This is a genomic window from Stenotrophomonas sp. AR029, assembly GCF_047520695.2.
Taxonomy (GTDB): domain Bacteria; phylum Pseudomonadota; class Gammaproteobacteria; order Xanthomonadales; family Xanthomonadaceae; genus Stenotrophomonas; species Stenotrophomonas sepilia.
The window spans coordinates 1-25,778 of sequence record NZ_JAXBQQ020000006.1; the positions used below are offsets into that span (position 1 = coordinate 1).

Annotated in this window: 24 protein-coding genes; 11 read left to right on the forward strand and 13 right to left on the reverse strand. The window is 67.7% G+C overall.

Annotation, left to right across the window (positions count from 1 at the left end):
* Positions 1-304: 304 nt before the first annotated feature.
* Positions 305-571: a DksA/TraR family C4-type zinc finger protein gene (locus ACM0PB_RS16550; protein ID WP_005418184.1), complete on the reverse strand. Its 267-nt coding sequence runs from the start codon at positions 569-571 to the stop codon at positions 305-307.
* A 170-nt stretch (positions 572-741) separates the two neighbouring features.
* Positions 742-1,299: a DUF2058 domain-containing protein gene (locus ACM0PB_RS16555; protein ID WP_005418186.1), complete on the reverse strand. Its 558-nt coding sequence runs from the start codon at positions 1,297-1,299 to the stop codon at positions 742-744.
* 63 nt (positions 1,300-1,362) lie between these two features.
* Here ACM0PB_RS16555 and ACM0PB_RS16560 point away from each other — a divergent pair, with 63 nt between their 5' ends.
* The 3 genes from ACM0PB_RS16560 to ACM0PB_RS16570 all read left to right on the forward strand — a co-directional run bounded on the left by ACM0PB_RS16560 (position 1,363) and on the right by ACM0PB_RS16570 (position 4,331).
* A complete protein-coding gene (locus tag ACM0PB_RS16560; RefSeq protein ID WP_065185472.1) occupies positions 1,363-1,863 on the forward strand; it encodes a M48 metallopeptidase family protein in 501 nt (166 codons plus the stop codon).
* Between the two features lie 47 nt (positions 1,864-1,910).
* Positions 1,911-2,609, forward strand: coding sequence for an RNA pseudouridine synthase (locus ACM0PB_RS16565; protein WP_164230334.1), 699 nt, complete (start codon positions 1,911-1,913; stop codon positions 2,607-2,609).
* Between the two features lie 165 nt (positions 2,610-2,774).
* On the forward strand, positions 2,775-4,331 hold the full coding sequence (locus tag ACM0PB_RS16570) for a phospholipase D family protein (RefSeq protein ID WP_231114083.1): 1,557 nt from the start codon (positions 2,775-2,777) through the stop codon (positions 4,329-4,331).
* A gap of 3 nt (positions 4,332-4,334) precedes the next feature.
* On the opposite strand, the gene ACM0PB_RS16575 is transcribed toward ACM0PB_RS16570, so the two are convergent.
* Complete coding sequence (locus ACM0PB_RS16575; RefSeq protein WP_414604834.1) at positions 4,335-5,411, reverse strand: HDOD domain-containing protein; 1,077 nt, start codon at positions 5,409-5,411, stop codon at positions 4,335-4,337.
* A 277-nt stretch (positions 5,412-5,688) separates the two neighbouring features.
* Here ACM0PB_RS16575 and ACM0PB_RS16580 point away from each other — a divergent pair, with 277 nt between their 5' ends.
* Complete coding sequence (locus ACM0PB_RS16580; RefSeq protein WP_414604835.1) at positions 5,689-6,786, forward strand: Glu/Leu/Phe/Val dehydrogenase dimerization domain-containing protein; 1,098 nt, start codon at positions 5,689-5,691, stop codon at positions 6,784-6,786.
* Between the two features lie 47 nt (positions 6,787-6,833).
* Here the strand turns inward: ACM0PB_RS16580 and ACM0PB_RS16585 are convergent, their stop codons facing one another.
* The gene (locus tag ACM0PB_RS16585; RefSeq protein WP_235649428.1) at positions 6,834-9,677 is read right to left on the reverse strand and encodes an autotransporter serine protease; all 2,844 of its coding nucleotides are present in this window, start codon (positions 9,675-9,677) and stop codon (positions 6,834-6,836) included.
* Positions 9,678-9,859: 182 nt separating this feature from the next.
* Between ACM0PB_RS16585 and ACM0PB_RS16590 the strand changes: the two genes are divergently transcribed.
* From ACM0PB_RS16590 to ACM0PB_RS16600, 3 genes are all read left to right on the forward strand, one after another.
* Positions 9,860-11,035 (forward strand): thiolase family protein, encoded by a 1,176-nt coding sequence (locus ACM0PB_RS16590; RefSeq protein ID WP_005418201.1) that lies wholly within the window; start codon positions 9,860-9,862, stop codon positions 11,033-11,035.
* Between the two features lie 124 nt (positions 11,036-11,159).
* A complete protein-coding gene (locus ACM0PB_RS16595; protein ID WP_005418203.1) occupies positions 11,160-11,501 on the forward strand; it encodes a hypothetical protein in 342 nt (113 codons plus the stop codon).
* A 154-nt stretch (positions 11,502-11,655) separates the two neighbouring features.
* Complete coding sequence (locus tag ACM0PB_RS16600) at positions 11,656-12,066, forward strand: hypothetical protein (protein ID WP_005418205.1); 411 nt, start codon at positions 11,656-11,658, stop codon at positions 12,064-12,066.
* A 264-nt stretch (positions 12,067-12,330) separates the two neighbouring features.
* On the opposite strand, the gene ACM0PB_RS16605 is transcribed toward ACM0PB_RS16600, so the two are convergent.
* Positions 12,331-13,968 (reverse strand): acyl-CoA dehydrogenase family protein, encoded by a 1,638-nt coding sequence (locus ACM0PB_RS16605; RefSeq protein ID WP_262090249.1) that lies wholly within the window; start codon positions 13,966-13,968, stop codon positions 12,331-12,333.
* A gap of 113 nt (positions 13,969-14,081) precedes the next feature.
* Here ACM0PB_RS16605 and ACM0PB_RS16610 point away from each other — a divergent pair, with 113 nt between their 5' ends.
* The 4 genes from ACM0PB_RS16610 to pdeM are packed head-to-tail and all read left to right on the forward strand — an operon-like array spanning position 14,082 to position 19,771.
* Positions 14,082-15,080, forward strand: coding sequence for a ligase-associated DNA damage response exonuclease (locus ACM0PB_RS16610; RefSeq protein WP_005418210.1), 999 nt, complete (start codon positions 14,082-14,084; stop codon positions 15,078-15,080).
* Complete coding sequence (locus ACM0PB_RS16615; RefSeq protein ID WP_414604836.1) at positions 15,077-16,684, forward strand: ATP-dependent DNA ligase; 1,608 nt, start codon at positions 15,077-15,079, stop codon at positions 16,682-16,684. Before ACM0PB_RS16610 ends, ACM0PB_RS16615 begins: the two co-directional genes overlap by 4 nt.
* On the forward strand, positions 16,681-19,140 hold the full coding sequence (locus ACM0PB_RS16620; RefSeq protein WP_164230454.1) for a ligase-associated DNA damage response DEXH box helicase: 2,460 nt from the start codon (positions 16,681-16,683) through the stop codon (positions 19,138-19,140). Before ACM0PB_RS16615 ends, ACM0PB_RS16620 begins: the two co-directional genes overlap by 4 nt.
* Positions 19,130-19,771 (forward strand): ligase-associated DNA damage response endonuclease PdeM, encoded by a 642-nt coding sequence (gene pdeM, locus ACM0PB_RS16625; RefSeq protein WP_053500351.1) that lies wholly within the window; start codon positions 19,130-19,132, stop codon positions 19,769-19,771. The genes ACM0PB_RS16620 and pdeM overlap by 11 nt, the downstream gene beginning before the upstream one ends.
* 1 nt (position 19,772) lies before the next feature.
* Here the strand turns inward: pdeM and ACM0PB_RS16630 are convergent, their stop codons facing one another.
* The 8 genes from ACM0PB_RS16630 to ACM0PB_RS16665 form a co-directional block, all read right to left on the reverse strand.
* Positions 19,773-20,042, reverse strand: coding sequence for a hypothetical protein (locus ACM0PB_RS16630; protein WP_053500349.1), 270 nt, complete (start codon positions 20,040-20,042; stop codon positions 19,773-19,775).
* A gap of 180 nt (positions 20,043-20,222) precedes the next feature.
* Positions 20,223-21,491: an FAD-dependent oxidoreductase gene (locus tag ACM0PB_RS16635; RefSeq protein ID WP_164230457.1), complete on the reverse strand. Its 1,269-nt coding sequence runs from the start codon at positions 21,489-21,491 to the stop codon at positions 20,223-20,225.
* A 125-nt stretch (positions 21,492-21,616) separates the two neighbouring features.
* A complete protein-coding gene (locus ACM0PB_RS16640) occupies positions 21,617-21,823 on the reverse strand; it encodes a cold-shock protein (protein ID WP_005410590.1) in 207 nt (68 codons plus the stop codon).
* Between the two features lie 88 nt (positions 21,824-21,911).
* Entirely contained in the window at positions 21,912-22,658 is a 747-nt protein-coding gene (locus ACM0PB_RS16645) for an S-methyl-5'-thioinosine phosphorylase (protein WP_164230459.1), read from the reverse strand.
* A gap of 81 nt (positions 22,659-22,739) precedes the next feature.
* Positions 22,740-23,294, reverse strand: coding sequence for a hypoxanthine-guanine phosphoribosyltransferase (locus ACM0PB_RS16650; protein WP_065179465.1), 555 nt, complete (start codon positions 23,292-23,294; stop codon positions 22,740-22,742).
* Positions 23,294-24,301: a beta-N-acetylhexosaminidase gene (gene nagZ, locus ACM0PB_RS16655; RefSeq protein ID WP_065179466.1), complete on the reverse strand. Its 1,008-nt coding sequence runs from the start codon at positions 24,299-24,301 to the stop codon at positions 23,294-23,296. The genes ACM0PB_RS16650 and nagZ overlap by 1 nt, the downstream gene beginning before the upstream one ends.
* Before the next feature lie 164 nt (positions 24,302-24,465).
* Complete coding sequence (locus tag ACM0PB_RS16660; protein ID WP_414604837.1) at positions 24,466-25,161, reverse strand: DsbA family oxidoreductase; 696 nt, start codon at positions 25,159-25,161, stop codon at positions 24,466-24,468.
* Positions 25,162-25,274: 113 nt separating this feature from the next.
* Entirely contained in the window at positions 25,275-25,760 is a 486-nt protein-coding gene (locus tag ACM0PB_RS16665; RefSeq protein ID WP_053500339.1) for a CYTH domain-containing protein, read from the reverse strand.
* Positions 25,761-25,778: the final 18 nt, after the last annotated feature.

Below are 25,778 nucleotides of genomic sequence, written 5' to 3' on the forward strand. Positions count from 1 at the left end.
CGACCGTTGGTCGGCACGGGGTCGGATCCAATTCTGACTATCGATATCTGACAGATGTGCCGACCAACGGTCGGCACCCACCATCAGCAGCAGGTTCCAACAGATCGCGGAAATCTGTCGAAGGCGGGGTGGGTCCGGTTGAGGGGGCGTGAGCCGCATGGATGCGGCGAACGAGCTTACATGGACGTACTTGCAGCGTCCCCCTCAATCGGACCCACCCCGCCATCCCACGGATAGCACGCTTTTGCCGTTGCCGTTGCCGTTGCTCCAAGCAGGTGCATGGCGCAGCCCTGCCGAGCACCCCTTACCTCAGCTGGCTGTCCTTGCTGCCACGCCGGTTGTAACCGGCATGCGCCTGCTCTTCTTCGTCATGCGCCTGCTGGCACGCCACGCACAGGCGAACTCCCGGCACAGCACGACGTCGCGCCAACGGAATCGGCGCTTCACATTCCTCACAGTGCTCGAGGCCCGGGCCCTGCCGCAGCTGGCGGCGCGCGCGGGCGATCGCATCGTCGACGGTGGCGTCGATCTGGTCCTGGACCGCGCCATCTCCCGCCCAACCGGTGGCCATGGTCTTCCTCCGCAGGTGTGTCGCCTGATATGGGGACGATACACCCGCGCACAAAGGAGCAGGCCAGTGTTGCGCCGAGCCGTGCCCGGTGCGCCTTCAGCAAGCTGAGCAGAACGCCAACGGATCCAATCGGGGCGATCGCGACTTAATCCCCTCCGTCCCCTTTTTGCCTACCAGATCAGGTCATCCGGCACCTGGAACTGGGCGTAGTAGGCGTCGTCCTCGGCGTTGCCGGTGGAGATCTCGGCAGTCGAGCCCGGCTGGCCGTGGTCGACGATGATCGCCTCCGGAGCCCGCTCGCGCACCTTCTCGGCGGCGGCGCGCGGCAGCAGGGCGTAACCCTCGCCATTGGCGACGATGACCAGCACGCCCACCGACAGCGCCTTGCGCAGCTTGGGGTCGATCAGCAGGGTGCGGATCGCCGCGCCATCGCTGAAGCGATACTCGTCATCGCCCTTGTGGGGTACTGCATGGGCCGCGATGATCTGCTTCGCCTGTGCCTTCTGTTCCGCCTGCCTGGCCTGGGCATTGCGCTCGGCGGCCAGCGCACGGTCGCGCTCGACCTTCTCGGCACGGGCACGTTCAGCCTCACGCTGGACCTCGGCCGAGGCCGATTCGGCCTTGCCCTGGCGGGCCTTGGCCTGCTCCCGCGCGGCGGCGCTGGCCTGCGACTTCTTGGCCAGACCTGCCTTGAGCAATTGTTCCTGCAGCGCGTTGGGCTTTGCCATGGTTGGTACATACCGCGTGTAATCTTGGATGCTTCCATTCTACCGACGCCCCGCCGCCCCTGCATGGCAGTCCTGAAGTACCTCACCGGCTACCCCGAACCCCTGGTCGCCCAGGTCAGCGAACTGCTGGCGCAGGGCAAGCTCGGCCCCTGGCTGCAGCAGCGCTATCCCGACCCGCACGAGGTGCGCAGCGACCGCCAGCTGTACGACTACACCCAGGCGCTGAAAGATCGCTACCTGCGCAAGTCGGTGCCGCTCAACAAGGTCTGCTACGACAACACCCTGGAAGTGATCAAGCACGCGCTGGGTACGCATACCGCCATTTCCCGCGTGCACGGCAACCGCCTCAAGGCCAGCCGCGAGATCCGCATCGCTACGGTATTCCGCCAGGCGCCAGCGGCGTTCCTGCGCATGATCGTGGTGCATGAGCTGGCCCACCTGAAGGAAGCCGACCACAACAAGGCCTTCTACCAGCTGTGCCAGCACATGGAACCGGATTACCTGCAGCTGGAGTTCGATACCCGTCTGTACCTGACCGAGCTGGCCAACCGCAGCCAGCGCTGACCGGCCGCAGCAGCTACACTGCGCGCCCCCTGCCCGACCTGCCCGCCATGGAACCGATCCGTCTCGACAAACGCCTGTCCGCCCTGCTCGGCATCCCCCGCGGCGAAGCGCGGCGCTATATCGAAGGCGGCTGGGTAACGGTCGACGGCGAAGTGGTGGAACAGCCACAGCGCCCGGTCGATGACAGCGTGGTGATCGTCGTGGCCGAGCAGGCCCGTGATGAAAAGGCCGAGCGGGTCAGCATGCTGCTGCACAAGCCGGCCGGCGTTGCTGCTGAGACCCTGTGTGCGCTGGTCAGCAGTGACAGCCGCAGCGAACTTGATGCCAGCGACATCCGTCCGTTGCAGCGCCATTTCCACGGCCTGCAGCTGGCCGCTGCACTTCCGGCCAGCGACAGCGGCCTGGTGGTGGTCAGCCAGGATCCGGCCACGCTGGCCCATCTACAGCGCAATCTGGGCCGCACCGAACAGGAATACCTGATCGAAGTGGCCGAAGGCGGCCCCGAGCGAGGACCGTGGCTGCTGGCGCGGCTGCAGCAGGAATCCGGCGGCGCGAAGGTCAGCTGGCAAAGCGAGCAGCGCCTGCGCTTTGCCGGCAAGGGGCTGACCGCCAAGGGGCTGCGCGTGTCGGTGACCGCCGCCGGGCTGCAGGTGCTGGCCGTGCGCCGACTGCGCATCGGCCGCGTGGCATTGGGGCCGCTGCCGCCGGCGCAGTGGCGTTACCTGGGCAGCGACGAGCGGTTCTGAGGCCTGCGGGTCAGGGCCCTTTCCTGCAGAAACGGGTCCGCCCCCCATCCGTGACGCCCGCGGGGTCGGATCCCTTGCCGAAGTCAAGGGCGCTGACGCCCTATCGATCCTGCAGGCATTCCTTCACGCAGGGCGTGGATCTACCATCGAGGCATGAGCCTGCCCATGCCCCTGTGGCGACGCCTGTTGCGCGTCGCTGCAATCATCCTCGCCGCGCTGTTGCTGCTGGTCCTGTCCGGGCTGCTGCTGGCCGACCATCTCACGCCACAGGCACAGGGCGCGCCCTCGCATGTACTGCCATTGCAGCCGGCGCAGACCCGCATCGACCAGCAGATCGTGCCGCTGCAGGACGCGCATCCCGGGCAATCAGGCGTAGCGTTCCTCAGTGATGGCATGGATGCCTTCGCCGCGCGCGCGATGATCACCGCGCACGCTGGCCGCAGCCTGGACCTGCAGTACTACATCTGGCACGACGACCTGATCGGCCACCTGATGGCCAAGGCGCTGCATGACGCCGCCGAGCGCGGTGTGCGCGTGCGCATCCTGCTCGATGACATGAACGCCAAGGACAAGGACGCGCTGATGATGGCGCTGGACCGGCACCCCAACATTGAAATCCGCCTCTACAACCCGTTCCGCAACCGGACCGGCATCCTGCGCGTGGTAGAGATGGTGCAACGCTTCTTCAGCGTGAACCACCGCATGCACAACAAGAGCTGGATCGCCGATGGCCGCGTCGCGATCGTCGGCGGCCGCAACATCGGCGAGGAGTACTTCAGCGCGCGCACCGATGTGAACTTCCAGGATCTGGACCTGCTGGTCGCCGGCCCTGCCGTGGAGCAGGCCAACCGGATCTTCGACGACTACTGGAACAGCGAGGCCGCCATTCCGGTATCCGCGCTTGCCTTCCATACCGATGCACAGCTGCGCCTGCTGGTGCGCGAATCGGATCATGAGGCGCAGCGGGACGTGGCCCGGCCCTACCTTGCGCGCGTGGCCGAATCGCGCCAGCGGCAACGCCCGAGTCCCGAGCCATTGCACTGGAGCAGTGCAGTGCGCATCGTCTCGGACCCGCCGATGAAGCATCGCAGGGATGATCGCGCTGCCTGGCTGGTGTCGACCCTGATCAGCGAGCTGCAGGCCGCCCGGCACAAAACGTTGCTGATCTCACCCTACTTCGTGCCAGGCAACGAAGGCCTGGATGGCTTTTCGGCCATGGCCGGGCGGGGCGTGCAGGTCGGCGTGGTGACCAACTCACTGGCTGCCAACGACGTCGCCGCCGTGCACGGCGGCTACATGAGCTACCGCGTGCCGTTGCTCGAAGCGGGCGTCCACCTGTACGAACTGAAGGCGCAGGGGCAGTCCGGCGATGCCGGCATGTTCGGCAGCAGCGGCGCGAGCCTGCACACCAAGGCGTTCGTGGTCGACGACCGCCGCGGCTTCGTCGGCTCGTTCAACCTCGACCCTCGCTCGGCCTACCTCAACACCGAAATGGGCGTACTGTTCGACGACCCGGTGCTGGGGGCGCAGCTGCGCGATGAGTACCTGCGCCTGGCGGACCCCAGGCACAGCTGGTGGCTGGCGCTGGACGACCGAGGCCGGCTACGCTGGCTGGAGCGTGAACCGCCACCGCACTGGGTGGAGGCCGAACCCGGCGCGAGCCTGGGCAAGCGCTGGACCGCGCGGGCCATCAGCTGGCTGCCGGTCGAATCGCAGCTGTAGTACTCAGGCCGCCGGGCCGGCCTGGTCCTGTCCGGCATCATCCAGCGTTTCCACGCTGCGCCCATGCAGGCGCCGCCAGATCCAGCGCAATGCATGCGGCGGCGCTGAAGGCAGCTGCTCCAGCAGCGCCAGCATGCGGCTCTGGCTGGCATGCCCATGGCGGCACAACAGGCTGGCCGCTGCAGCGGCGCTGGCCAGGCGCAGGCTGTCGGCCAGCGCCCCTTCTGCATCCACCGCCAGGGCCTGGTGAACCGGCTCAGGCAGCTCCCATGCGGCGGCGACCCGCTGCGCCAACGGCAACGACCACTGCTGCAACATCTGCAGGGCCAACGCCGGCTCCACGGCCTCGCCGCGGGCCTGCGCTTCCTGCAGCAGCTGGCGCATTACCAGTGACGCGCCCAGTCCCTGCACCAGGCCCAGCCACTGCGCGGCGAAAGCATCACCGAAGGTAACCGTGCGTGCGTGGTCTGCAGCCGCGCGCGAGGCCAGCAATGCGTGCTCCCAGATGATCGTGCTGAACTGCGGGAACACTTCGCACTGCACCTGCATCACCGGCTGCACCAGTACCGCACTGATGATCTGCCGCACGCCTTCGGTACCCACCAGTGTCACCGCCCGCTGCAGGCTTTCGACCGGGCGCTCATGCACCTTGTAGGCCGGGCTGTTGGCGATGCGCAGCAGGTTGCCGGTCAGTACCGGGTCCTGACCGATGATCGCGGCCATCACCCGCGCTGAGGCGGCATCGTCGTTGACGGTCTGGATCAGCTGCGGCAGCAGTTGCGGCCGGCGGGGCAGCTGCCTGGCCGCCCAGTTGCGGTCCTGCAGCGCGCGCGCCACCGCCTCGCCCAGCCCTGCGGCCTGCACCGGCGTGGATTCACCGGCCAGACGCGGGTACAGGGCCAGCGCATGCAGGCCACGTTGCAGATGTGCAGCGATCTCGGCCGGGGGCAGCGCCTCGCCCTGCAGGCTCGCCGCTGCGGCGGCCACCGCCTGGCGGGACGCAGCAACCATCCGCGACGGTGCCGCCCCGGTCGAACGCGCCAGCCAGCCGCGCAGCGATCGCCACCAGGCCGCTGTCATCGCCGCCCGCCCTGTCGTTGCAATGTCCTTGCCGTCACTGACCGCCCGCCTCTTCACGCCAATCCGGCCACCCGCCGTCGTCGCAGCATCGGCCGCACTTTCATCTTCTTTAACCGGAAGGCATGCGATGTCGACGGCACCGGCCAGGGGAATGGACTAGAATGGCGCCGCGCGACCCGTCCCCCAGCCATGACGACGTCGCTTTTTTTGTTTTGGGACCCTACCGTTCACTGGCCGTTCGCTGCAGTTCGCCGCTGATCGCGCCATCGGAGACGCCATGCTATTCGAAACCCTCGCCACCACCGGCCACGAACAAGTGGTGTTCTGCCACAACCACGATGCCGGCCTGCAGGCGATCATCGCCATCCACAACACCACCCTGGGCCCGGCCCTGGGCGGCGTGCGCATGCGTCCGTATGCCAGCACCGACGAGGCGCTGGCCGACGTGCTGCGGCTGAGCCGGACGATGACCTACAAGAATGCGCTGGCCGGCCTCAACGTCGGTGGTGGCAAGGCGGTGATCATCGGCGACCCGAAAGTGGACAAGACTGAAGTACTGTTCCGCGCCTTCGGCCGTTATGTCGACTCGCTGGGAGGGCGCTACATCACCGCCGAGGACGTCGGCACCGACGTCAACGACATGGAGAACATCTACCTGGAGAGCCAGTTCGTGACCGGCGTGCACCAGGTCCATGGCGGCTCCGGCGATCCGGCCCCGTTCACCGCCTACGGTGCGCTGCAGGCGCTGATGGCGGCGATGCGCTTCAAGTTCGGCCATGAGGAAGTGGGCAAGACCAGCATCGCAGTGCAGGGCCTGGGCCACATCGGCATGGAGCTGGTCAAGCTGCTGCGCGATCGCGGCGCCAAACTGTATGTCACCGACCTGGACAGCGCGCTGGTTGATCGCGCGGTCAGCGATTTCGGCGCCGAAGCGGTCAAGCCCGACGAGATCCACGAAGTGAACGCCGATGTGTTCGCACCGTGCGCGCTGGAAGGCGCGATCAACGCCGACACCCTGCCGCGGATCAAGGCGAAGATCATCTGCGGTACCGCCAACAACCAGCTGTCGAGCCTGGAAATCGGCGATGAACTGCATGCGCGCGGCATCCTGTATTCACCTGACTACGCGGTCAACGCGGGCGGCGTGATGAACGTGTCGCTGGAGATCGATGGCTACAACCGCGAACGCGCGATGCGCCTGATCCGCAGCATCTACCACAACCTCACCCGCATCTTCGAACTGTCGCAACGCGAGAACATCGCGCCGCAGCGGGCAGCCGACCGCATCGCCGAAAGCCGTATCCTGTCGATCGGCAAGCTGAAGATGCCGCTGGGTCGCAGCACCCCGCGCCTGGGCAACCTGCGCGGCGGCTGAGCCTGCCGATGTCGCGCCGGGCCTTTCGACCCGGCGCGACCGCCCGTTCAGAACCCGGTGCTGTAGCGCAACGCCGCCTGCCGCGCGCCTTCGCCGCCGACGCGCTGGTCGAAGCCCAGGCTCAGGCGGCCGTTGCGGCCCCACCACGACTCCAGCGCCACGCCGAACAGCGCACTGCCGCGCGGCGCGTTCCAGCCCGCCAGTGGCGCCCATGCATCAACGCCGACGAAACTGGCCTGCCAGTCCGCATCGGCACCATCGAGCCGCTGCTGCCATTCGGCATGCCCGCGCAGGGTCCAGCGCCCCCAGCCACGTTCGCCGCGGATACCGGCCAGCATCTGGCTGCGCTGTACGCGGTTGGCATCGCCACGCAGGCCGAAGCCGAACCCGCCCAGTTCGTTGAAGGCATCGGTATCCACGCGCGTGCTGCTGGCGCCCACGTAGGGTGTGAACGACGCACCCGCGCGGCCGAAACGATAGCCGCCTTCGACACTGGCACTGCTGAAACGTCCGCCGTAACGTGCAGAGACACCGTAGGCGCCGGCGCCCAGCAGCAACTGGCGATCCAGCGCCCGGGTGAACTGGCCGCTGCCGACCTGCGCCAGCGCATAGCCCCGGCCCAGGTTCCAGCCGGCATACAGCTGCGCCTGCGCCTGGCGATCACGCCCACGATCACCACCGACGCTGCTGCCACCATTGCTGCGGGTTTCGCCAAAGGCCACGCCCATCAGCCCATTGCTGCCCAGTGGCAGGTCCTGGCCGGCCATCCAACCGCGGCTGTCGGCGGCATTGCCGGCGAAACTGCCCTGCCCGGCTTCGCCGAGCGCGCTCTGCCAGGCCCCGCGCAGGCGCGGCGCCGTCTGCACGCGATCGAAGCGCTCGGCGATCGCGCGGCGTGACATGTCGATGCTGTCGAAGGTGGCCGACTCGGCCCGCGCATGCGCCTGTCCGGACAGGCTCTGCAAACTGGCCTCGAGGCCTTTGCTGCCACCGCCGGTCCACTGCAGCGCACCGGCGGCCGTACCGAAGGCCGAGCCCTGCAGCGTCGTATCGCCATCAAGCACGCTGAACGCACTGTCCACGCGTTGCGCAGCCGACTGCGCCGAGGCCGTGAGCCCGGTCGCGGCCGCCGTGACGCTGACCTGGGTCAGGTTCAACCAAGCGTTGTTGCTGTCATATCCATAGCTGCTCTGCAGCAGCGACAGGCCCTGCAGGCCGCTGGAGGTGGCCGGGCTGCTGAAGGTGCCGCTGAGGCCGGCGGCGGCGTGGATCAGGTCCTGGCGGCTGCCGTTCTGCGGCACATAGCCGGAGACGAAGCCGTGCACGCGCACGCCCCCGTTGATCGTGGCGTTGCCGGTGACCTGCAGCGCATTGGCACCGAGCGCGATCATCAGCTGCGCGCCGGCCTGCTGGGTGTAGTTGCCCTCGATGGTGCCGGTGGTGTTGCCGGTGGTCAGGAACACGCTGCTGCCGTTGACCACATTGCCGATCACGCGCGGCGTACCGCCATTGAACTGCAGGCCGGTCGAATCCGGATCGGGCTGCGCCAGGATCGTCACGTTGGAGCGGATCACGCTGCCGTTCTGCAGTGACAGGATGCCGCGCTCGATGCGGGTGGCACCGCTGTAGCTGTTGTTGCCCCCCAGCACCAGGGTTCCCCCGCCCTGCTTGACCAGGCCACCGCTGCCGACGATGTCATTGCTCCACAGCGAGCCACTCGATGGCGCATCGACATTGGCCACCACATCGCCCCAGTCGAAGCGCCCCGGCCCCTTGATCGCCCGCGAGATGTCGAGCAGGCCGTAGCCGAACACCGCATCCACGCCGGGCGCACCGATGTCCTTGGCGGTGCCCAGCAGGGTCTGCCGCACCAGGTCGTTGTCGAAGTACGGGTAGCGCTGCCAGACCAGGGCGGCGGCGCCGGAAATCAGCGGGGCGGCGAAGGACGTGCCGTAGTTCCAGTAATAGCTGCCGCCGTTGGCATCGGGATAGACCGCGCTGCCCGGCGCCGCCAGGCAGTAGCGCGCGGCTTGGCCGCAGGCATTGGCGTAGCTGGCCAGCGTGCCCGGTGCATACGGATCCACCGCAGTGGCCACCAGCCAGCCGCGCTCCAGATCGGCCGCCGGCAGCGAGCCGGCAACGCCCAGCTGGCTGGGCAGCGCGGCCAGGCTGCTCGGCTCGGGACGCGCATCGTTGCCGGCCGCGAACACCACCAGGCCGCCATGGTTGATGACGAACGGCCGGTACTCGGCCGCCACCTGCGCGGTGGTCGGCAGGTCGGTCCAGTACAGGCCGCCCCACGAATTGTTCATCACCTTCACGTTGTAGCTGATCAGGTCCTGGTGGACCTGCGCCACGCCCAGTGGGCCGCTGAAGGAATTGCCCTTGCCGCTGCCGTCATCGACGGGCGGCTTGTCGGCGATGATCCGCGCCGAAACGATCTGTGCGCCAGGGGCGATGCCGCCCGGCCAGGACCCCACCGGAGCACCCGCGGCCAGGCTGGCCACCGCCGTGCCGTGGCCCACCACGTCGTCCACCTGCAGGTTGTTGCGGGCGGGGTCGATGTAGTTGAGGTTGGCGACCACGCGCCCGTTCAGCGCCACTGCGTTGCGCTGCACGCCCGAATCGACGATGCCGATGCGCACCCCCTGCCCGGTCAGGCCGGCGGCCTGTGCGGCACGCGCATTGGTCACGGACAGGTGCGCGTCGAAGGCCGGCTCCTGCGGCTTGGCCGGAGGCGGGGTGGTCGGCGGGGGCGTGGTCGGGGGCGTCGGGGTGGTCGGGGGTGGATCGATGCGGACATTGCCGCCGCCTCCGCCGCCACCACATGCCGTCAATGCCATCGCCAGCGCCGACGCCAGCGCCGACCTCACCATCATCGTGCGTTCCATCGATTCCTTCCCATGAACGTTGGCCTGCCTACATCCCGGCAGGCGTGCGGTGCCGCCCAGCGGCGGCCCTCCCCGACCCTCTATACTTGGGTCGACCCCCACGCAGTCTGCCGGGAAATCGCGGCGCTTCCAACGTCTTCGGTCTCCTTTCCGAACATTGCTTACGCATCAACGAGATTGCCATGTCCAACATCGTCATCGCCGCCGCCAAGCGCACCGCCATCGGCTCCTTCCTCGGCCAGTTCAACGGCGTGCCGACCCCGACCCTCGGCGCGGCCGCCATCGCGGCCGCCCTGGAACAGTCGGGCGTGCCGGCCAGCGACGTCTCTGAAGTCCTCATGGGCTGCGTGTTGCCGGCCAACCTCGGCCAGGCGCCCGCCCGCCAGGCGGCGATCGCCGCCGGCATTCCGCTGTCGACCGGTGCCACCACCCTCAACAAGGTGTGCGGCTCGGGCATGAAGACCATCATGCTCGGCCATGACCTGATCAAGGCCGGTTCGGCCAGCATCGTGGTCGCCGGTGGCATGGAATCGATGTCCAACGCCCCGCACCTGCTGCCCAACTCGCGCACGGGCAACCGCTTCGGCAACTTCCAGGCGATCGACCACATGGCCCACGACGGCCTGGTCAACGCCTACGACGGCAAGGCCATGGGCGAGTTCGCCGAATGCGCCGTGGACAAGTACCAGTTCAGCCGCGAGGAACAGGACGCCTACGCGATCGAATCGGTCAAGCGCGCACAGGCCGCACAGGCCAATGGGGCATTCGCCGATGAGATCGTCGCGGTGAAGGTGGCCACCCGCAAGGGTGAGGTCGAGGTCGCCACCGATGAGCAACCCGGCCGCTCCGACATCGCCAAGATCCCGACCCTGCGCCCGGCCTTCAAGAAGGACGGCAGCGTCACCGCCGCCAGCTCCTCCAGCATCTCCGACGGCGCCGCTGCGGTGGTCCTGCTGACCGAGGAAGACGCCAACGCACGTGGCATTACCCCGCTGGCGCGCATCGTCGGCCACGCCACCCATTCGCAGGAACCGGAATGGTTCACCACCGCCCCGATCGGCGCGATCCACACACTGCTGGCCAAGACCGGATGGTCGCTGGACCAGATCGACCTGTTCGAAATCAATGAGGCCTTCGCCGTGGTGGCGATGGCACCGATGCGTGAACTGGGCATCCCGCACGACAAGCTCAACGTGAATGGCGGGGCCTGCGCACTGGGCCATCCCATCGGTGCCTCCGGTGCACGCCTGGTGGTGACCTTGGTCAACGCCCTGCGCACGCGCGGTGGCAAGCGCGGCATTGCCACCCTGTGCATCGGTGGTGGTGAAGCAACAGCCATCGCCATCGAATTGATTTAAAAAGATTTAACGACGATTTCGCAAAAATGAATGCGGGATCGCTTGACACCCAATCTTGGCTTGTCATCATGTTGTCGGCGCGCAGCATGCGCGTTGCCTAATTCTAACGACGAGGATTTACACAATGAGCATCAACAAGCTGCTGGTCGCGATGTCCCTGGCTCTGGCCCTGGCCGCCTGCTCGAAGCAGGAAGCTGCCCAGGACGCCGCTGCTTCGGCCAACGAAGCCGCCACCGAAGCCCAGGCTGCTGCCGACCAGGCCGCCGCTGCCGGCGCCCAGACCGCCGACGCTGCCCAGCAGGCTGCCAACACCGCCGCCACCGCTGCTGACGCTGCGACCGACGCTGCTGCCAACACCGCTGCTGCCGCGACCGACGCTGCTGCTGGCGAAGCCAAGGACGCTGCCAAGGCTGCCGAAGCTACCGCTGAGCAGGCCAAGGACGCTGCTGAAGAAGCCAAGAAGTAATAACTTCTTTCTTCAGGCTGTTCTGGAAAAGCCGCTGGTTCGCCAGCGGCTTTTTCTTTGGCCTGCTGCCTGCGCGCGCCTCGGATCGCGACCCCGTCTTCACAACGGCATGAATAGGCTGGCGTCCCCATCCATTGCAGTACCGGAGACCGCCATGAAGATTCGCCCGATCACCACCACGCTGCTGGCCGCCTCCCTGCTGCTGGCCCTGGCCGCCTGCAAGGGTCCGGAAGCCGAACAGGCCAAGCAGGACGCGCAGCAGGCCGCCGACAGCGCCGGCGCTGCCGCCCGTGACGCCGTGGACAGGGCCGCCGAAGCCACCCGCAACGCTGCCGACAAGACCGCTGCCGCTTCCGAGCAGGCCGCCGCCGATACCCAGCAAGCACTGGACAAGGCCGCAGACGCCACCGCAAACGCCGCAGACAAGGCCAAGGTTGCGGCCACCGACGCCGCTGCACATGCCAGCGACGCCACTGCGGACGCCGCACAGAAGGTTGCTGACAAGGCCCGTGATGTCGCCAATGACGCCAAGGCCAACGCCGCCAAGGAAGAAGCCAAGCACTAAGGCCTACCGGCAGCCGGGCATCGTCTCGGCGCTACAGGAAAAGCCGCGGCACTGCCGCGGCTTTTCTGCTTTTCGCTCTCTGCTCTTTCTGTTGATTCCGTGCTGGACGCGTACGGAAAGTGTCCAAGGACGCGCGGGTAGGTTGCGCAGGGGCGTAGGCGCCATGGATGGCGCGCCCGAGCCTACAAGGACGTATTCACGGCGCCCGCGCGGCCCACCCATCAGTATCAGCGGCCACCACGAGGGGCTTCGCCGTTGGCCGCCCTACGGCAGCGCGCGCGCCAGCATTGCCGACAGATCCACACCCGCCGGCAGCGTCCCGAACACCAGCCCATGCTGCCCTTCCAGCCGGCTGGACACGAACGCTTCAGCCATTGGACTGCCCGCCCGCAACATCAACGCTGCCTGCAACAGCAGCGCAGTGCGCTCGCAGAACAGCCTCGCCTGCGACTCATCCGGTGCCGGCGCCGCTGCCCAACGCTGCAGCGCCGCCGCGTAGCGCGCATCATGATCGGCCACCGCTGCCAGCTCGGCGCGCAGCGCCGCCAGTGCCTCCGGTTCACGTGCCAGCGCGCGCAGTACGTCCAGGCACTGGATGTTGCCACTGCCTTCCCAGATCGAATTCAACGGCGCCTGCCGGTACAGCCGCGGCAGCATCGATTCCTCCACATAGCCTGCGCCGCCGAGGCATTCCTGCGCTTCGTTGACGAAGGCCGGCGCGCGCTTGCACAGCCAGTACTTGCCCAGCGCCGTTCCCACCCGTGCCAGCGCAGCTTCGTTGGCATCCACGGCGGCGCGATCCACCGCGCGTGCGATGCGCATCGAAAGTACCGTGGCCGCTTCCGATTCCAGTGCCAGGTCGGCCAGCACATTGGTCATCAACGGGTGCTCGACCAGCAGCTTGCCGAAGGTGCGGCGATGGCGTGCGTGGTGCAACGCCTGCGCCAACGCCATGCGCATTTCCGCCGCTGCGCCCAGCATGCAATCCAGGCGGGTCATCATCACCATGCCGATGATGGTGGCCACGCCACGCCCCTCCTCGCCCACCCGCCATGCCTGCGCGCCGCAGAACTCGACTTCGCTGGAGGCATTGGCCCAGTCGCCAAGCTTGTCCTTCAACCGCATCAACCGGAATGCGTTGCGGTCACCGTCGGCCAGCCGGCGCGGCATCAGCAGGCAGGTCAGTCCTCCCGGCGCCTGCGCCAGCACCAGGAAGCCATCGCACATCGGTGCGGAAAAGAACCACTTGTGGCCGACAAGGCGATAGCGCTCACCATCGATCGGTTCGGCGCGCGTACTGTTGGAGCGCACATCCGAGCCGCCCTGCTTCTCGGTCATGCCCATGCCCAGGGTGATGCCGGCCTTGTCAGCCACCGGCACGTCGCGCGCGTCATAGACCGGCGCTGCGGCCTTGCGTGCCCACTCGGCCAGATGCGGCTGCGTGTGCAGCACCGCTACTGCTGCATGGGTCATCGTCAACGGGCAACTGGTGCCGGCCTCGGCCTGGTGGTGCAGGTAGCTCAACACCGCACGCGCGACATGCGCGCCGGGTTGCGGTTCATGCCAGGACAAGCCGGCGACACCGTGCGATTTCGCCGTCTCCATCAACTGGTGATAGGCCGGGTGGAACTCCACCGTATCGATGCGATGACCCTGCGCATCATGCGTGCGCAGGCGTGGGCGATCGCGGTTGGCATCGAAGCCGAGCCGGTACAGCTCGTCGCCGGCCAGCGCGCCATAGACCGCCAGGCGTGGCGCGAAGCTGCCAGCGCCTTCGCGTTGCACGGCTTCCATCAGCGCCACGTCGTCAGTCCACAACTGGCGCCCCGCGAACGGTGGCGGCTGGTTCAACACCACATGGGTTTCGTAGGGCGCGTCGCTGCTGAAGCTTGGTCCACTCATCCGGTCCATCCTGGCGGCAAGAGGTATGCGGTCCGATTGTGCCGCATGACTTGCCAAGCCCGTGTTCAGGCCGGTTCTCACCGTCTGCACGAGCAGCAGGCCACAGTGATCGCATGGCAGCCAACGACGATCTGGTGGTGCTGCGCCCGGAAGGGCTGTACTGCGCCGCCGGCGATTTCCACATTGATCCCTGGCGACCGGTAGCGCGCGCGGTCATCACGCATGGCCACGGGGATCACGCCCGCCCGGGCATGGGCGAGTACCACTGCAGCGAAGGCAGCCTGCCGATCCTGCGCTGGCGCCTGGGCGATGTTCCGGTGCAGGCGCACGTCGAGGGCGTGCCGTTCCGCCTGGGCCGGGTACAGGTATCGCTGCATCCAGCCGGTCACGTCCTGGGATCTTCGCAGGTGCGCATCGACGACGGGCGGCAGGTCTGGGTCGCCTCCGGCGACTACAAGCGGCAGCCTGACCCAACCTGTGCGCCGTTCGAAGTGGTGCCCTGCGATACCTTCATCACCGAAGCCACCTTCGCCCTGCCGATCTACCGCTGGCCGGACACTTCGGCCGTCGCTGCCGAAATCGTGGCGTGGCGCCGCGAATGCGAACAACGCGGCGAGGCTGCGATCCTGCTGTGCTATGCGCTGGGCAAGGCACAGCGGGTGCTGGCAGAGCTGCGGCCACTGGACGATCGGCCGGCCTGGCTGCATGGCGCCATCGCCAATGGCGTGGCGGTGTACCGGCAGGCCGGCGTACCGATGCTGGAGACGCTCACCGTGGCCGAACAGGGCCGCCAGCCCGATGCCGCCGGCCAGTTGATCCTGGCCCCGCCCTCGGCTGCGGGCACGCCCTGGATGCGCCGCTTCGGCCGTCACCAGCTGGGCTTCGCCTCGGGCTGGATGCAACTGCGCGGCAACCGTCGCCGCCGCAACGTCGATCGAGGCTTCGTCATTTCCGACCACGCCGATTGGCCAGCACTGCTGCAGACGATCCAACAGACCGGCGCGCAGCGGGTGATCGCCACCCATGGCAATACCGATGCGTTGATTCCGTTCCTGCGCGAGCGCGGCGTGGCTGCCGAAGCCTTCCGTACCGATTTCGGGAGCGAGGAATGAAGTCCTTCGCAGCGCTCTACCAACGCCTGGACCGCAGCACTGCCACGCTGGACAAGCGCGCAGCGCTGGTCGACTACTTCCGCCAGGCAGGCGCACACGATGCGGCGTGGGCGCTGTACCTGCTCAGTGGTGGCAAGGTGGGCGGCGCGCGCAGGAAGATCGCCGCCAGTGGCGAACTGCGCGCGTGGATCGCCGAGCAATCAGGGTTGCCACCGTGGCTGGTGGAAGACAGCTATGCGCAGGTGGGTGACCTGGCCGAAACGCTGACCCTGCTGTTGGACGACCCACCACACCCCTCGCCTGACCGGCCCCTGGCCGAATGGATCGAACAGCACCTGCTGGCGGTCGCCAACCAACCCGAGGCGGTGCGTCGCGCGGCGATCGTCGCCGGCTGGCAGCAACTGTGCAGCGGCGAACGCCTGGTATTCAACAAGCTGCTGACCGGCGCCCTGCGCGTTGGCGTGTCGCAGCGACTGGTGCAGCAGGCGCTGGCCGAGTGGTCCGGCCTGGACATCGCACGCATCGCCCAGCGCATGCTGGGCGAGTGGGTGCCCTCGCCCGGCGTTCTGGCCCAGCTGCTGTCGCCGGATGAATTGCCGCTGGACCGGCAGCAGCCCTATCCGTTCTTCCTGGCCTCGCCACTGGAGGGATCCCCTGCCGAACGACTCGGCCCGATCGATGACTGGCTGCTGGAATGGAAGTGGGATGGCATCCGCCTGCAGCTGCTGCGCCGGCGCGGCGAGGTCGCCTTGTGGTCACGCGGCGAAGAGCGGCTGGATGGCCGCTTCCCCGAGATCGAACAGGCAGCGATGGCGCTTCCCGATGGCTGCGTGCTGGACGGCGAGCTGCTGGCCTGGGACAAAGCCGCGGACCTGCCGCGTGCCTTCACTGCGCTGCAGACGCGCATCCAGCGCCGAAAACCCGGTGCGGCCACCCTGCGCAACACGCCGGTGCGGGTGCTCGCCTATGACCTGCTTGAACTCGATGGCGTAGACCTGCGCGAACGTCCGCTGCAACAGCGGCGCGCGCGTCTCGCCGAGGTCGTCGGTGCACTGAACGATGCACGGATCCAGCTCTCACCGGGCGTTGACGCCGACGACTGGCTCCAGGCGGCGGCAATGCGCGACGTGGCACGCGAACGCGGCGTGGAAGGACTGATGCTGAAACGGCATGCCTCGCCCTACCAGGCCGGACGCCGCCGCGGTGACTGGTGGAAATGGAAGGTCGATCCGCTCACCATCGATGCGGTGCTCCTGTACGCGCAGGCCGGCCATGGGCGGCGCAGCACGCTGTACACCGACTACACCTTCGGCGTCTGGGACGGCGACACGCTGGTACCGGTGGCCAAGGCCTATTCGGGCCTGGATGACAAGGAAATCCTCGCGCTTGATCGCTGGATCCGCGCCAACACCCGCGAGCGCTTCGGCCCGGTGCGCAGCGTTCGCGCCGAACACGTCTTCGAGCTGGGCTTCGAGGCGGTCAACCGCAGCAGCCGGCACAAGTCGGGCATCGCCGTGCGTTTTCCGCGCATCCTGCGCTGGCGCCACGACAAGCCCGCCAGCGAAGCCGATCAGTTGGCCACGCTGCAGGCGTTGGCACGATGAACCGCAGCCAGGCACTGCGCCGGCTGGAAGACTGGTTCGCGTCCAGAGGCTGGCGCTCACTGCCGTTCCAGCGCGCGATGTGGCGTCACTATCTCGCCGGCGAATCCGGGCTGCTGCATACACCCACAGGCAGCGGCAAGACACTGGCGATGTTCGGCGGGCCGCTGCTGCAGGCCATGATCGACCCGCCACCCTCCCCCCGCCGCGCCAGCGCGGTCCGCCCGCTGCAGGTGCTGTGGGTGACCCCCTTGCGCGCGTTGGCCAGCGACACCGCGCGCGCGCTGCAGACCGTGGTCGATGGGCTGGGGCTGGGTTGGCGTGTCGGCCTGCGCAGTGGTGACGCCAGCAACCGCGAGCGGCGCCAGGCGCGCGAGGGCCGCATCGACGTACTGGTGACCACGCCGGAATCACTGGCGCTGCTGCTGAGCTATCCGGATACGCTGCCGCGCATGCAGCGGCTGCGCTGCATGGTGGTGGACGAATGGCACGAACTGCTGGGCAACAAGCGCGGTGTGCTGCTGCAGTTGAACCTGGCAGTGTTGCGCCAGGCCGCGCCTGCATCGCAGCTGTGGGGACTGTCGGCCACGCTGGGCAATCTGGATGAGGCGCGCGATGTACTGCTGCCCGGGCAACCGGATGCACCGATCGTGCAGGGCGTACGCCCTCGCGCAGTGAGCGTGCGCAGCGTGCTGCCGGACCCTGGCGAACATTTCCCCTGGGCCGGGCATCTGGGCCTGGCGCAGCTGCCACGCGTGCTGGATGCACTGATGCAGGCACGCAGCAGCCTGCTGTTCACCAATACGCGCGCGCAAGCTGAATTGTGGCATCAGGCGCTGGCCGCAGTCTGGCCGGAAGAACCGGACACGCTTGCGCTGCACCACGGCTCGCTGGACCCGGTGCTGCGCCAGCAGGTGGAGGATGGCCTGCGCGCGGGCGCGCTGCGCTGCGTGGTTGCCACCTCCAGCCTCGACCTCGGCGTCGACTTCCCCGAGGTTGAGCAGGTACTGCAGCTGGGCAGCCCGAAGGGCGTGGCGCGCCTGCGCCAGCGCGCCGGACGCGCACGGCACCGCCCGGGTGCCAGCGGTTCCATCCTGTGCGTGCCCAGCCATGCGCTGGAACTGGCCGAGTACGCCGCCGTGCGCCGTGCGTTGGCCGGGAACGTGGTCGAAGCGCGCAGGCCGCCGACGCTGCCGCTGGATGTGCTGGCCCAGCATGCGGTCAGCCGCGCCCTGGCGGGCGGCTTCGACAGCGCCGACCTGCTGGCGCAGGTGCGGCGTACCCATGCCTTCGCGTCGCTCGGCGACGACCAGTGGCAGGCCGTGCTCACATTCGTCGTGCAGGGTGGCCAAGCGCTGGCCCAGTACCCCGATTTCCACAAGGTCGTGCGTGATGCCGATGGGTGGTACCGCATGCACGACCGTCGCCAGGCGCTGCGTCATCGGCTGTCGATCGGCACCATCAGCAGCGATGGCAGCGTGCGCGTGCAGTTCCTGCGCGGCGGCAGCCTGGGCGCCGTGGAGGAACAGTTCGCCAGCCGCCTGCGCCGTGGCGACCGCTTCCAGTTCGCCGGGCGCCTGCTGGAGCTGGTGCAGCTGCGCGACATGACTGCCTTCGTCCGGTTGGCACGAGGACGCGGTGAGGGGATCGTGCCGCGCTGGCAGGGCGGCCAGTTGCCGCTGTCGATGCCGCTGGGCCGCGAGCTGGAGTGGGTACTGTCCGGTGCTGACGACAGCGCCGAGTCACGCTGGCTGTCACCCCTGCTGGCACTGCAGCAGCGGTTGTCGGCGCTTCCCGGCCCAGCCCATCTGCTGGTGGAGGATGTGCGTCGTCGCGAAGGCCAGTTCCTGTTCGTCTATCCCTTTGCCGGCCGCCACGTGCATGAGGCGCTGGCCGCCCTGCTGGCGCTGCGCTGTACCCGCCGGCAGCGCAACAGCATCGGCTATGCGGTGAACGATCACGGCCTGGTGCTGGCACCGGCACAGGCCATCGATCTGGATGCGGCGCAATGGCGGGCGCTGTTCTCCACCGATCAGCTGCTGGATGATCTGCGTGCTGCGGTGAACCTGGGCGAGCTGGCGCGTCGCCAGTTCCGCGGCATCGCACGCGTCGCCGGCCTGCTGGTCCCCAGCCTGCCCGGTGGCATGCCACGGGCACTGCGCCAGCTGCAGGCGTCCGCGGGACTGCTCTACGACGTACTGCGCGAGCACGACCCGGATCACCTGCTGCTGGCGCTGGCGGAACAGGAAGTGCTGAATGACAGCCTCGACATGCCGGGGCTGCAACAGGTACTGGCCAAGGTTCGGATGCAGACCCTCTCGGTGCAGCGCCCGGCGTCACTCACGCCGTTGGGTTTCCCGCTGTGGGCCGAACGCCTGCGCGGGCAGTTCAGCAACGAAGACTGGCGTACCCGGGTGCAACGCGCGGCCCAGCAGCTGGAGCGTCGGCATGGCCGATGAACTGCCGCTGCTGCGCGCAGGCGAGTCGCTGGTTCTGCTTGGCGCGCGTGCACTGTACTGGCCCGCGCGGCAGGCACTGCTGCTCGCCGACCTGCACCTGGGCAAGGCCGATGTATTCCGCCGCGCAGGCATCGCGCTGCCCAGCGGCGGTACCGGCAAGGACCTGCAACGCCTGCAGGGGCTGCTGGACAGGCATGCCTGCCGCGAGCTGTGGATCCTGGGCGACATCCTGCATGGCCCGGCGCATCGCGCTGCGTGGTACCAGCAATGGTTGGCATGGCGCGAACGCAATGCCGCACTGGACGTGCATGTCCTGCGCGGAAATCATGACCGGCAGCTGCCGCATGCCGAACTGCAGGTGCAGATACACGACGAGGTACGGTTGCCACCGTTCCTGCTTCGGCATGAGCCGGTGCCCGATGCGGAGCTGCATGTGATCGCCGGGCATCTGCATCCACAGATCGCTTTGCCTGCGTTGCGGCGGCGCTTCCCCGCATTCTGGCTGCGTGACAGGATGACGCTCCTGCCGGCCTTCTCCGCGTTCACCGCCGGAATCGTTCCTGTTCCCGCTGCCGGCGAGCAGATGGTCGCCTGCGTGGACAACGGCCTGGTGGTGCTGCCCCTGGCTTGAATCAGGCCGGACGGATATCCAGCTGCGGCATCAGCTGGAACTCAGGCGTGTCCTCTTCCCGGCGCCGCGGCAGGGCCTGGATCGCCGCCAGCATCTCCTGCGCGCAGGTGCGGATGCGCGTGTGGTGCTCCGGCGACGCATGACTGATCAGGCTGCCGACATGGAACTCGAACACGTCCTCCAGTACGTCGGGCTGGTCCTCGTGCAGCATCTGCAACAGACCGCGCAGCTTGCAGATTTCCGATTCCAGCTCCTCGACCGCGAACAACATGGCATCCTCCTCTTCGACAACAGGCGGCACATCCGGGCCGCAACAGGCGGCGACGGCAGCGCCTCCCGGGCCACGCGCGATGTTGATCACGGAAAGGAAAACGGGCGACGCGCAATCGCGTGCAACCTACTTCTCGCATATGCGCAGTGAGGCAACCGTTAATTCACGTGACGACGCGTTTCACGCAGTGGCCGTGATCGCGTTGATGCGAGGCACCTGGGCCGCAGTGGCCAGCGCGTCGACGAAAGCCGGATCCAGCGCGAGCGAACCGAACCAGCCATGCTGGGTACCGCTGAGCACACGCAGCATGTGACCACGCCCACCCGGCAGGCGCCCCATCGGGCCGAGCAGCACGTCGCGCGCTTTGGCCCAGGCATCGCGATCGGACTGGAACAGCGGCGTCAGCCAACGGCTCCAGCGCTGGTAGACCGCAACGTGCGCCCTGCGCTGCGCCTGGTAGGCCTGCAATGCCGCGGCACCGCCACCATGCGCGCGCAAGGCATCGCGCAGCGCCAGCGCATCGAGCAGCGCCATGTTCACGCCCTGGCCCAGCTGTGGGCTCATCGCATGCGCGGCATCGCCGGCCAGCACCATGCGGCCGTGATACCAGCGCGTCATCACCGCGTCGCGGTAGACGGCCCGTGCCAGCTGGCCGGCGTCACGCAGATGCGCGAAGCGTGCACTGGCCTGCGGCCACAGCGCATGCAGTTCGTCCAGCCAGGGCGTCATGCCGTCGGCCTGCCAACGTTCGAAATCGTCGCGTGGCAGGCTCCAGAAAAAGCTCAGGCGCGGCGTGTCATCACCGGGCCGCGTACCGACCGGCAACAGCCCGATCATCTTGCGTGCGGCCACGTAGCGCTGCCGCAGCTCCTGCAGGTGTGGCCAGTCTTCGGCTGGCAACAGGCACCACAGCGCACCCCACGGATACACGCGATCCAGTCCGTTACCGTCTTTGATCGTGCCGCGCAGCGTCGAGGCCGCACCATCGGCGGCCACCACCAGGTCGAACGCACCGTGCAGGCGCCCTTCGCTGTCACGCAGGCGGCCATGCTCGGCATCCACTGCAGCGATGCTGACGCCGGCATGCAGCTGGCCCGCACCAGCACGCGCATCATCCAGCAACGAGAACAGGGCGCCGCGCTGCATGCCAAGGCCGTGCAGGCGCGCGTCCAGGCCGGCGTAGCGCATGTCCATCACTGCGCGTTCGCACGGCGTATCGCCGTACAGGCGATGCACCGGCGCGGCATGCGCGCGCACGGCGTCAAGCAGGCCCATCTGCCACAGCACCTGCAGGCCGCTGGGCTGCAGCAGGAAACCGGCGCCAACCGGTCCCGGCGTGGGCACACGTTCGAAGATCTCCACCTCGTGGCCATCACGGGAGAGCAGGATGGACAATGCCTGTCCAGCGGTGCCGTAGCCGATCACGGCGATGCGCAGTCGTTCCTTCATGGGCGCATTGTGCCCGAGCACAAATCCGGATGCCCAGCGGGGCCTCCGCCCACGGCAGCGCAATTCTTGTCGCAGCGCAAAAAAAACCCCGCCGGAGCGGGGTTTTCAACGCACTGTCGAGTGGATCACTCGGCCGGCGTGATGTTCGAAGCCTGGGCGCCCTTCGGGCCCTGGGTCACGTCATAGGTGACACGCTGGCCTTCCTGCAGGCTGCGGAAGCCCTTGGAGTTGATGGCGGAGAAGTGCGCGAACACGTCGGCGCTGCCATCCTCCGGCGAGATGAAGCCAAATCCCTTGGCGTCGTTGAACCACTTGACGGTACCGTTCGGCATGGTGATGCGAGACCTTATGCAATGAATGGGTGGTGTACGCTGAACCCGCGCACAAGCTGAGTATGCAAAGCTTGCTCGGGGAAGACAATCACCCCCGCGCCAATTCGCCCACCAGTTCCGGAAGTCCGTTGCTGGCCGCCTGCACATTGGCCAGCACTTCGGCCATCGTAATCTCCTCGCCATCACCGCAGCCGGCGGCCCAGTTGGCGATGATCGCCAGGCAGGCATAATCCAGCCCCAGCTCCCGCGCCAGTGCGGCTTCCGGCATGCCGGTCATGCCCACCAGATCGCAACCGTCGCGGCGCATGCGGGCGATTTCGGCGACGGTTTCCAGGCGCGGGCCCTGCGTTGCGCCATAGCAGCCACCGTCATGGACCGTGACACCGGTCACTTTGGCTGCCGCCAGGATCTTGCTGCGCAGCATCGGCGTGTACGGATGGCCGAAATCGACGTGGACCACGTCGGAGCCTTCTTCTTCACAGATCGTGCTGATGCGGCCCCAGGTGTAGTCGATGATCTGGTCCGGGCAGGCGAGCACGCGCGGACCGAAGTTCTCGGTGATGCCCCCCACCGTGTTCAATGCCAGCACCCGCTGCGCGCCCAGCTGCTGCAGCGCAGCCAGGTTGGCGCGGTAGTTGATCTTGTGCGGCGGCAGCGAATGCCCCTCGCCATGCCGCGCCAGGAACGCCACGCGATGGCCGAGCAGCGTGCCCACGCGCACCGGGCCCGATGGGCGGCCGAAGCGGGTGTCGACCTCGTGGGTCTGCACGTCGTCAAGCTTGGCCAGGTTGTAGACACCGGTACCGCCGATCACGGCCAGGGCGATCTGTTGCATTAGAAGCACTCCATGAAAAGACGAACGCCGGCACCCGAGGATGCCGGCGATGGAAAAGACGCGCCGCGTGCGGCCGCGCCGTTATTCCTTCATTGCGTAGATGGCCGGCACGCAGCGCAGGGTCTCGTTGACGTCCATGCCGAAGCCGAATACGTAGCGGTCCGGCAGCTCGATGCCCGCGTAATCGGCGGTCACGTCAGGCAGCGCACGGTCGTGCTTCTTCACGGTCATCGCAGCGATGCGCACATCGGTCGCGCCCTGTTCCAGGCACCAGGTGCGAACGCCCTGCAGGGTGTAGCCCTCGTCGAGGATGTCGTCGACCAGCAGCACGCGGCGGCCGAACAGCGAGGTGGCCGGCTTGTGCTTCCAGACCAGGTCACCGCCGGTGGTTTCGCCGCGGTAGCGGGTGGCGTGCAGGTAATCGAACTGCACGTCCTGGCCGCGCGCACCCAGTTCCAGCGCCAGCTGGCCGGCGAACGGCAGCGCACCATGCATGATCGACAGGAACAACGGCACCTCGCCCTTGTAATCGCGCGAGATGGCGTCGGCGATAGCAGCGATGGCCTTGTCGATGGTGGGGCGGTCGACCAGCAGGTCAGCCTGGGCCAGGGCCTGGGAAATGGTGAGGTTGGGCATCAGACGGTTCTTCCAAGGGTTTCAAGCAGACGGGATTGGGTGTCGCCATGGCGGGCATCGGCCAGCAGGCCGTCCCAGCCGAGTGCGCCGCGGCCGAGCAGGCCCAGCAGCGCAGCAGTATTGAGGGAGCGTCCCTGCACCGCATGCAGGGCTTCATCGACCAGTTCCGGATGGCAGACCAGCACCACGTCGCAACCGGCGTCCAGGTGCGCGTGCACGCGTGCCGGCACGCCGCCGGCGCTGTGCGAGGCGGCCATGCCGATGTCATCGGAGAACACCACGCCGCGGAAGCCGAGTTCGCCGCGCAGGATGTCCTGGATCCAGCGTGGGGAATAGCCGGCGGGCTCCGCTGCCACCTGCGGATAGATCACGTGCGCCATCATCACCGCATCGGCACCGGCGGCGATGCCGGCCTGGAACGGCACCAGGTCCTGCGCGCGCAGTTCGTCCAGCGCGCGTGGATCGATCGCGGTATCCACGTGGGTGTCTTCCAGCACGGTGCCGTGGCCAGGGAAATGCTTGAGCGTGGCAGCCATGCCGACCGCGTGCATGCCGCGCACATAGGCTGCGGTGAACGCGGCCACGACCTGCGGGTCTTCACTGAAGGCGCGGTTGCCGATGGCGCGGTTGCCGCGGCCAAGGTCGACCACCGGGGCGAAGCTGAGATCCAGGCCGCTGGCGCGAACTTCACTGGCCATCAGCCAGGCGTGCTGCTCGGCCAGCGCCAGGGCCTGCTGCGGGTCGGTGGCGTACAGGGCACCAATGTCCTGCAGCGGCGGAAGATCGCTGTAACCCTCGCGGAAGCGCTGTACGCGGCCGCCCTCCTGGTCCACGCAGATCAGCTGCGGGCGCGGGGCAGCGGCACGGATGGCCGCGCTTAGATCGGTCACCTGCTGGCGCGAGGCGAAGTTGCGCTTGAACAGCACCACTCCGGCCACGGCGTCGTGCTGCAGCCAGTCACGTTCCTGGGCGGTCAGTTCGGTGCCGGCAACGCCGATCAGCAGCATGGTCGATCTCCACAACGCGCGCCCGCATGGCGCAGTGCCGCATTGTCGCAGAACCGGCCGACAGGCGCAGTGGTCAGAAAAAGGGGACGGAGGGGATTAAGGCGCAATCGGCCCCAAGGGGCTGGATACGTCTTAATCCCCTCCGTCCCCTTTTGAGGAGCCGGTCAGACCTTGCAGCTGTCCGGGCCGCAGGCCTCGTCGCCGTCAGCCGGGGTAGCCGGGGCGCCCTGTTCGGCCGCGATCTGCTGTAGGGCCTGGGCGAACGCCTCGGGTGGTTGGGCCCCGGAAATGGCCCACTTCCCATCGATCACGAAGGTCGGCACCGAAGAAATGCCCAGTGCATGGGCCTGCGCCAGCTTGGCTTCGACCTCGGCCAGGCCCCGGTCGGAGGCCAGCATCTGCGCGATTTCACTACCGTCCAGGCCACCCGCCGCGCCGGCCTTCACCAGCACTGCGGTATCGGCCAGGTTCTGGCCATGCTCGAAGTGGGCGCGGAACAGCGCTTCACCCACCGCATCCTGCACGCCATGCTGGCCGGCCAGCCACAACACCCGATGCGCCGGCAGTGTGGTCACCCGCACCTGGCCCTGGTTGAAATCCATCGGCAGCCCCTCCGCGCGCGCGGTGGTCTGGGTCTGGCCGAGGATCTGCTCGGTGCGCTCGACGCCCCCGAACTTGCGCGCATAGGCCTCGCGCAGCGGCACCGGGGTGTCGTCCGCATCCGGGTCCAGCTGGAACGGCTGCCAGTGGATATCGAGTTCAGGCGCATTGGCGCCCAGCAACTGCACGCCCTGCTGGAAACGATGCTTGCCGATCCAGCACCAGGGGCAGACCACGTCGGAGTAGATGTCGATTCTCATGTCCACGACATGGGGACCGCCTTCCTCGATAAAAGGGGACGGAGGGGATTAAGTCGCTTTCCGCACAGGCGGGGTAAAGACGACTTAATCCCCTCCGTCCCCTTTTTGGGGGTTCACCACTGTGAATACGGGCGGCTGGCCAGGGCAACGTTGTAGTAGCGGGCGTCATCGGTCACTTCGGCGCCGACCCAGTCCGGCAGGTCGATGGCCTGATCGGCGCTTTCCAGTTCGACTTCGGCCACCACCAGACCGGCGTTGTCACCGAGGAATTCGTCCACTTCCCAGGTCAGGCCGGCGTGTTCGACCAGATGGCGGCGCTTGTCGATCAGGCCGCCGACACACAGCGCCAGCAGTGCGCGCGCGTCCTCCACCGGGATCGGGTAGTCGAACTCCTGCCGGGTATGGCCGAGGGTGCGCGACTTCAGGTTCAGCGCGGCGTGGTCGCCTTCGATGCGTACGCGCACCGAGGCGTTCTGGGTGCCGCGGTCGAGCGCGCCCATGTCGTTGATGTAGCCCTGCGCCATCGGGATCACCCGATGCGCGGCGGTGCGCCAGCCATCGCTGCTGACCAGGAATTTGCGTTCGATTTCGATGCCCATGGCGCAATTATGCGCCAC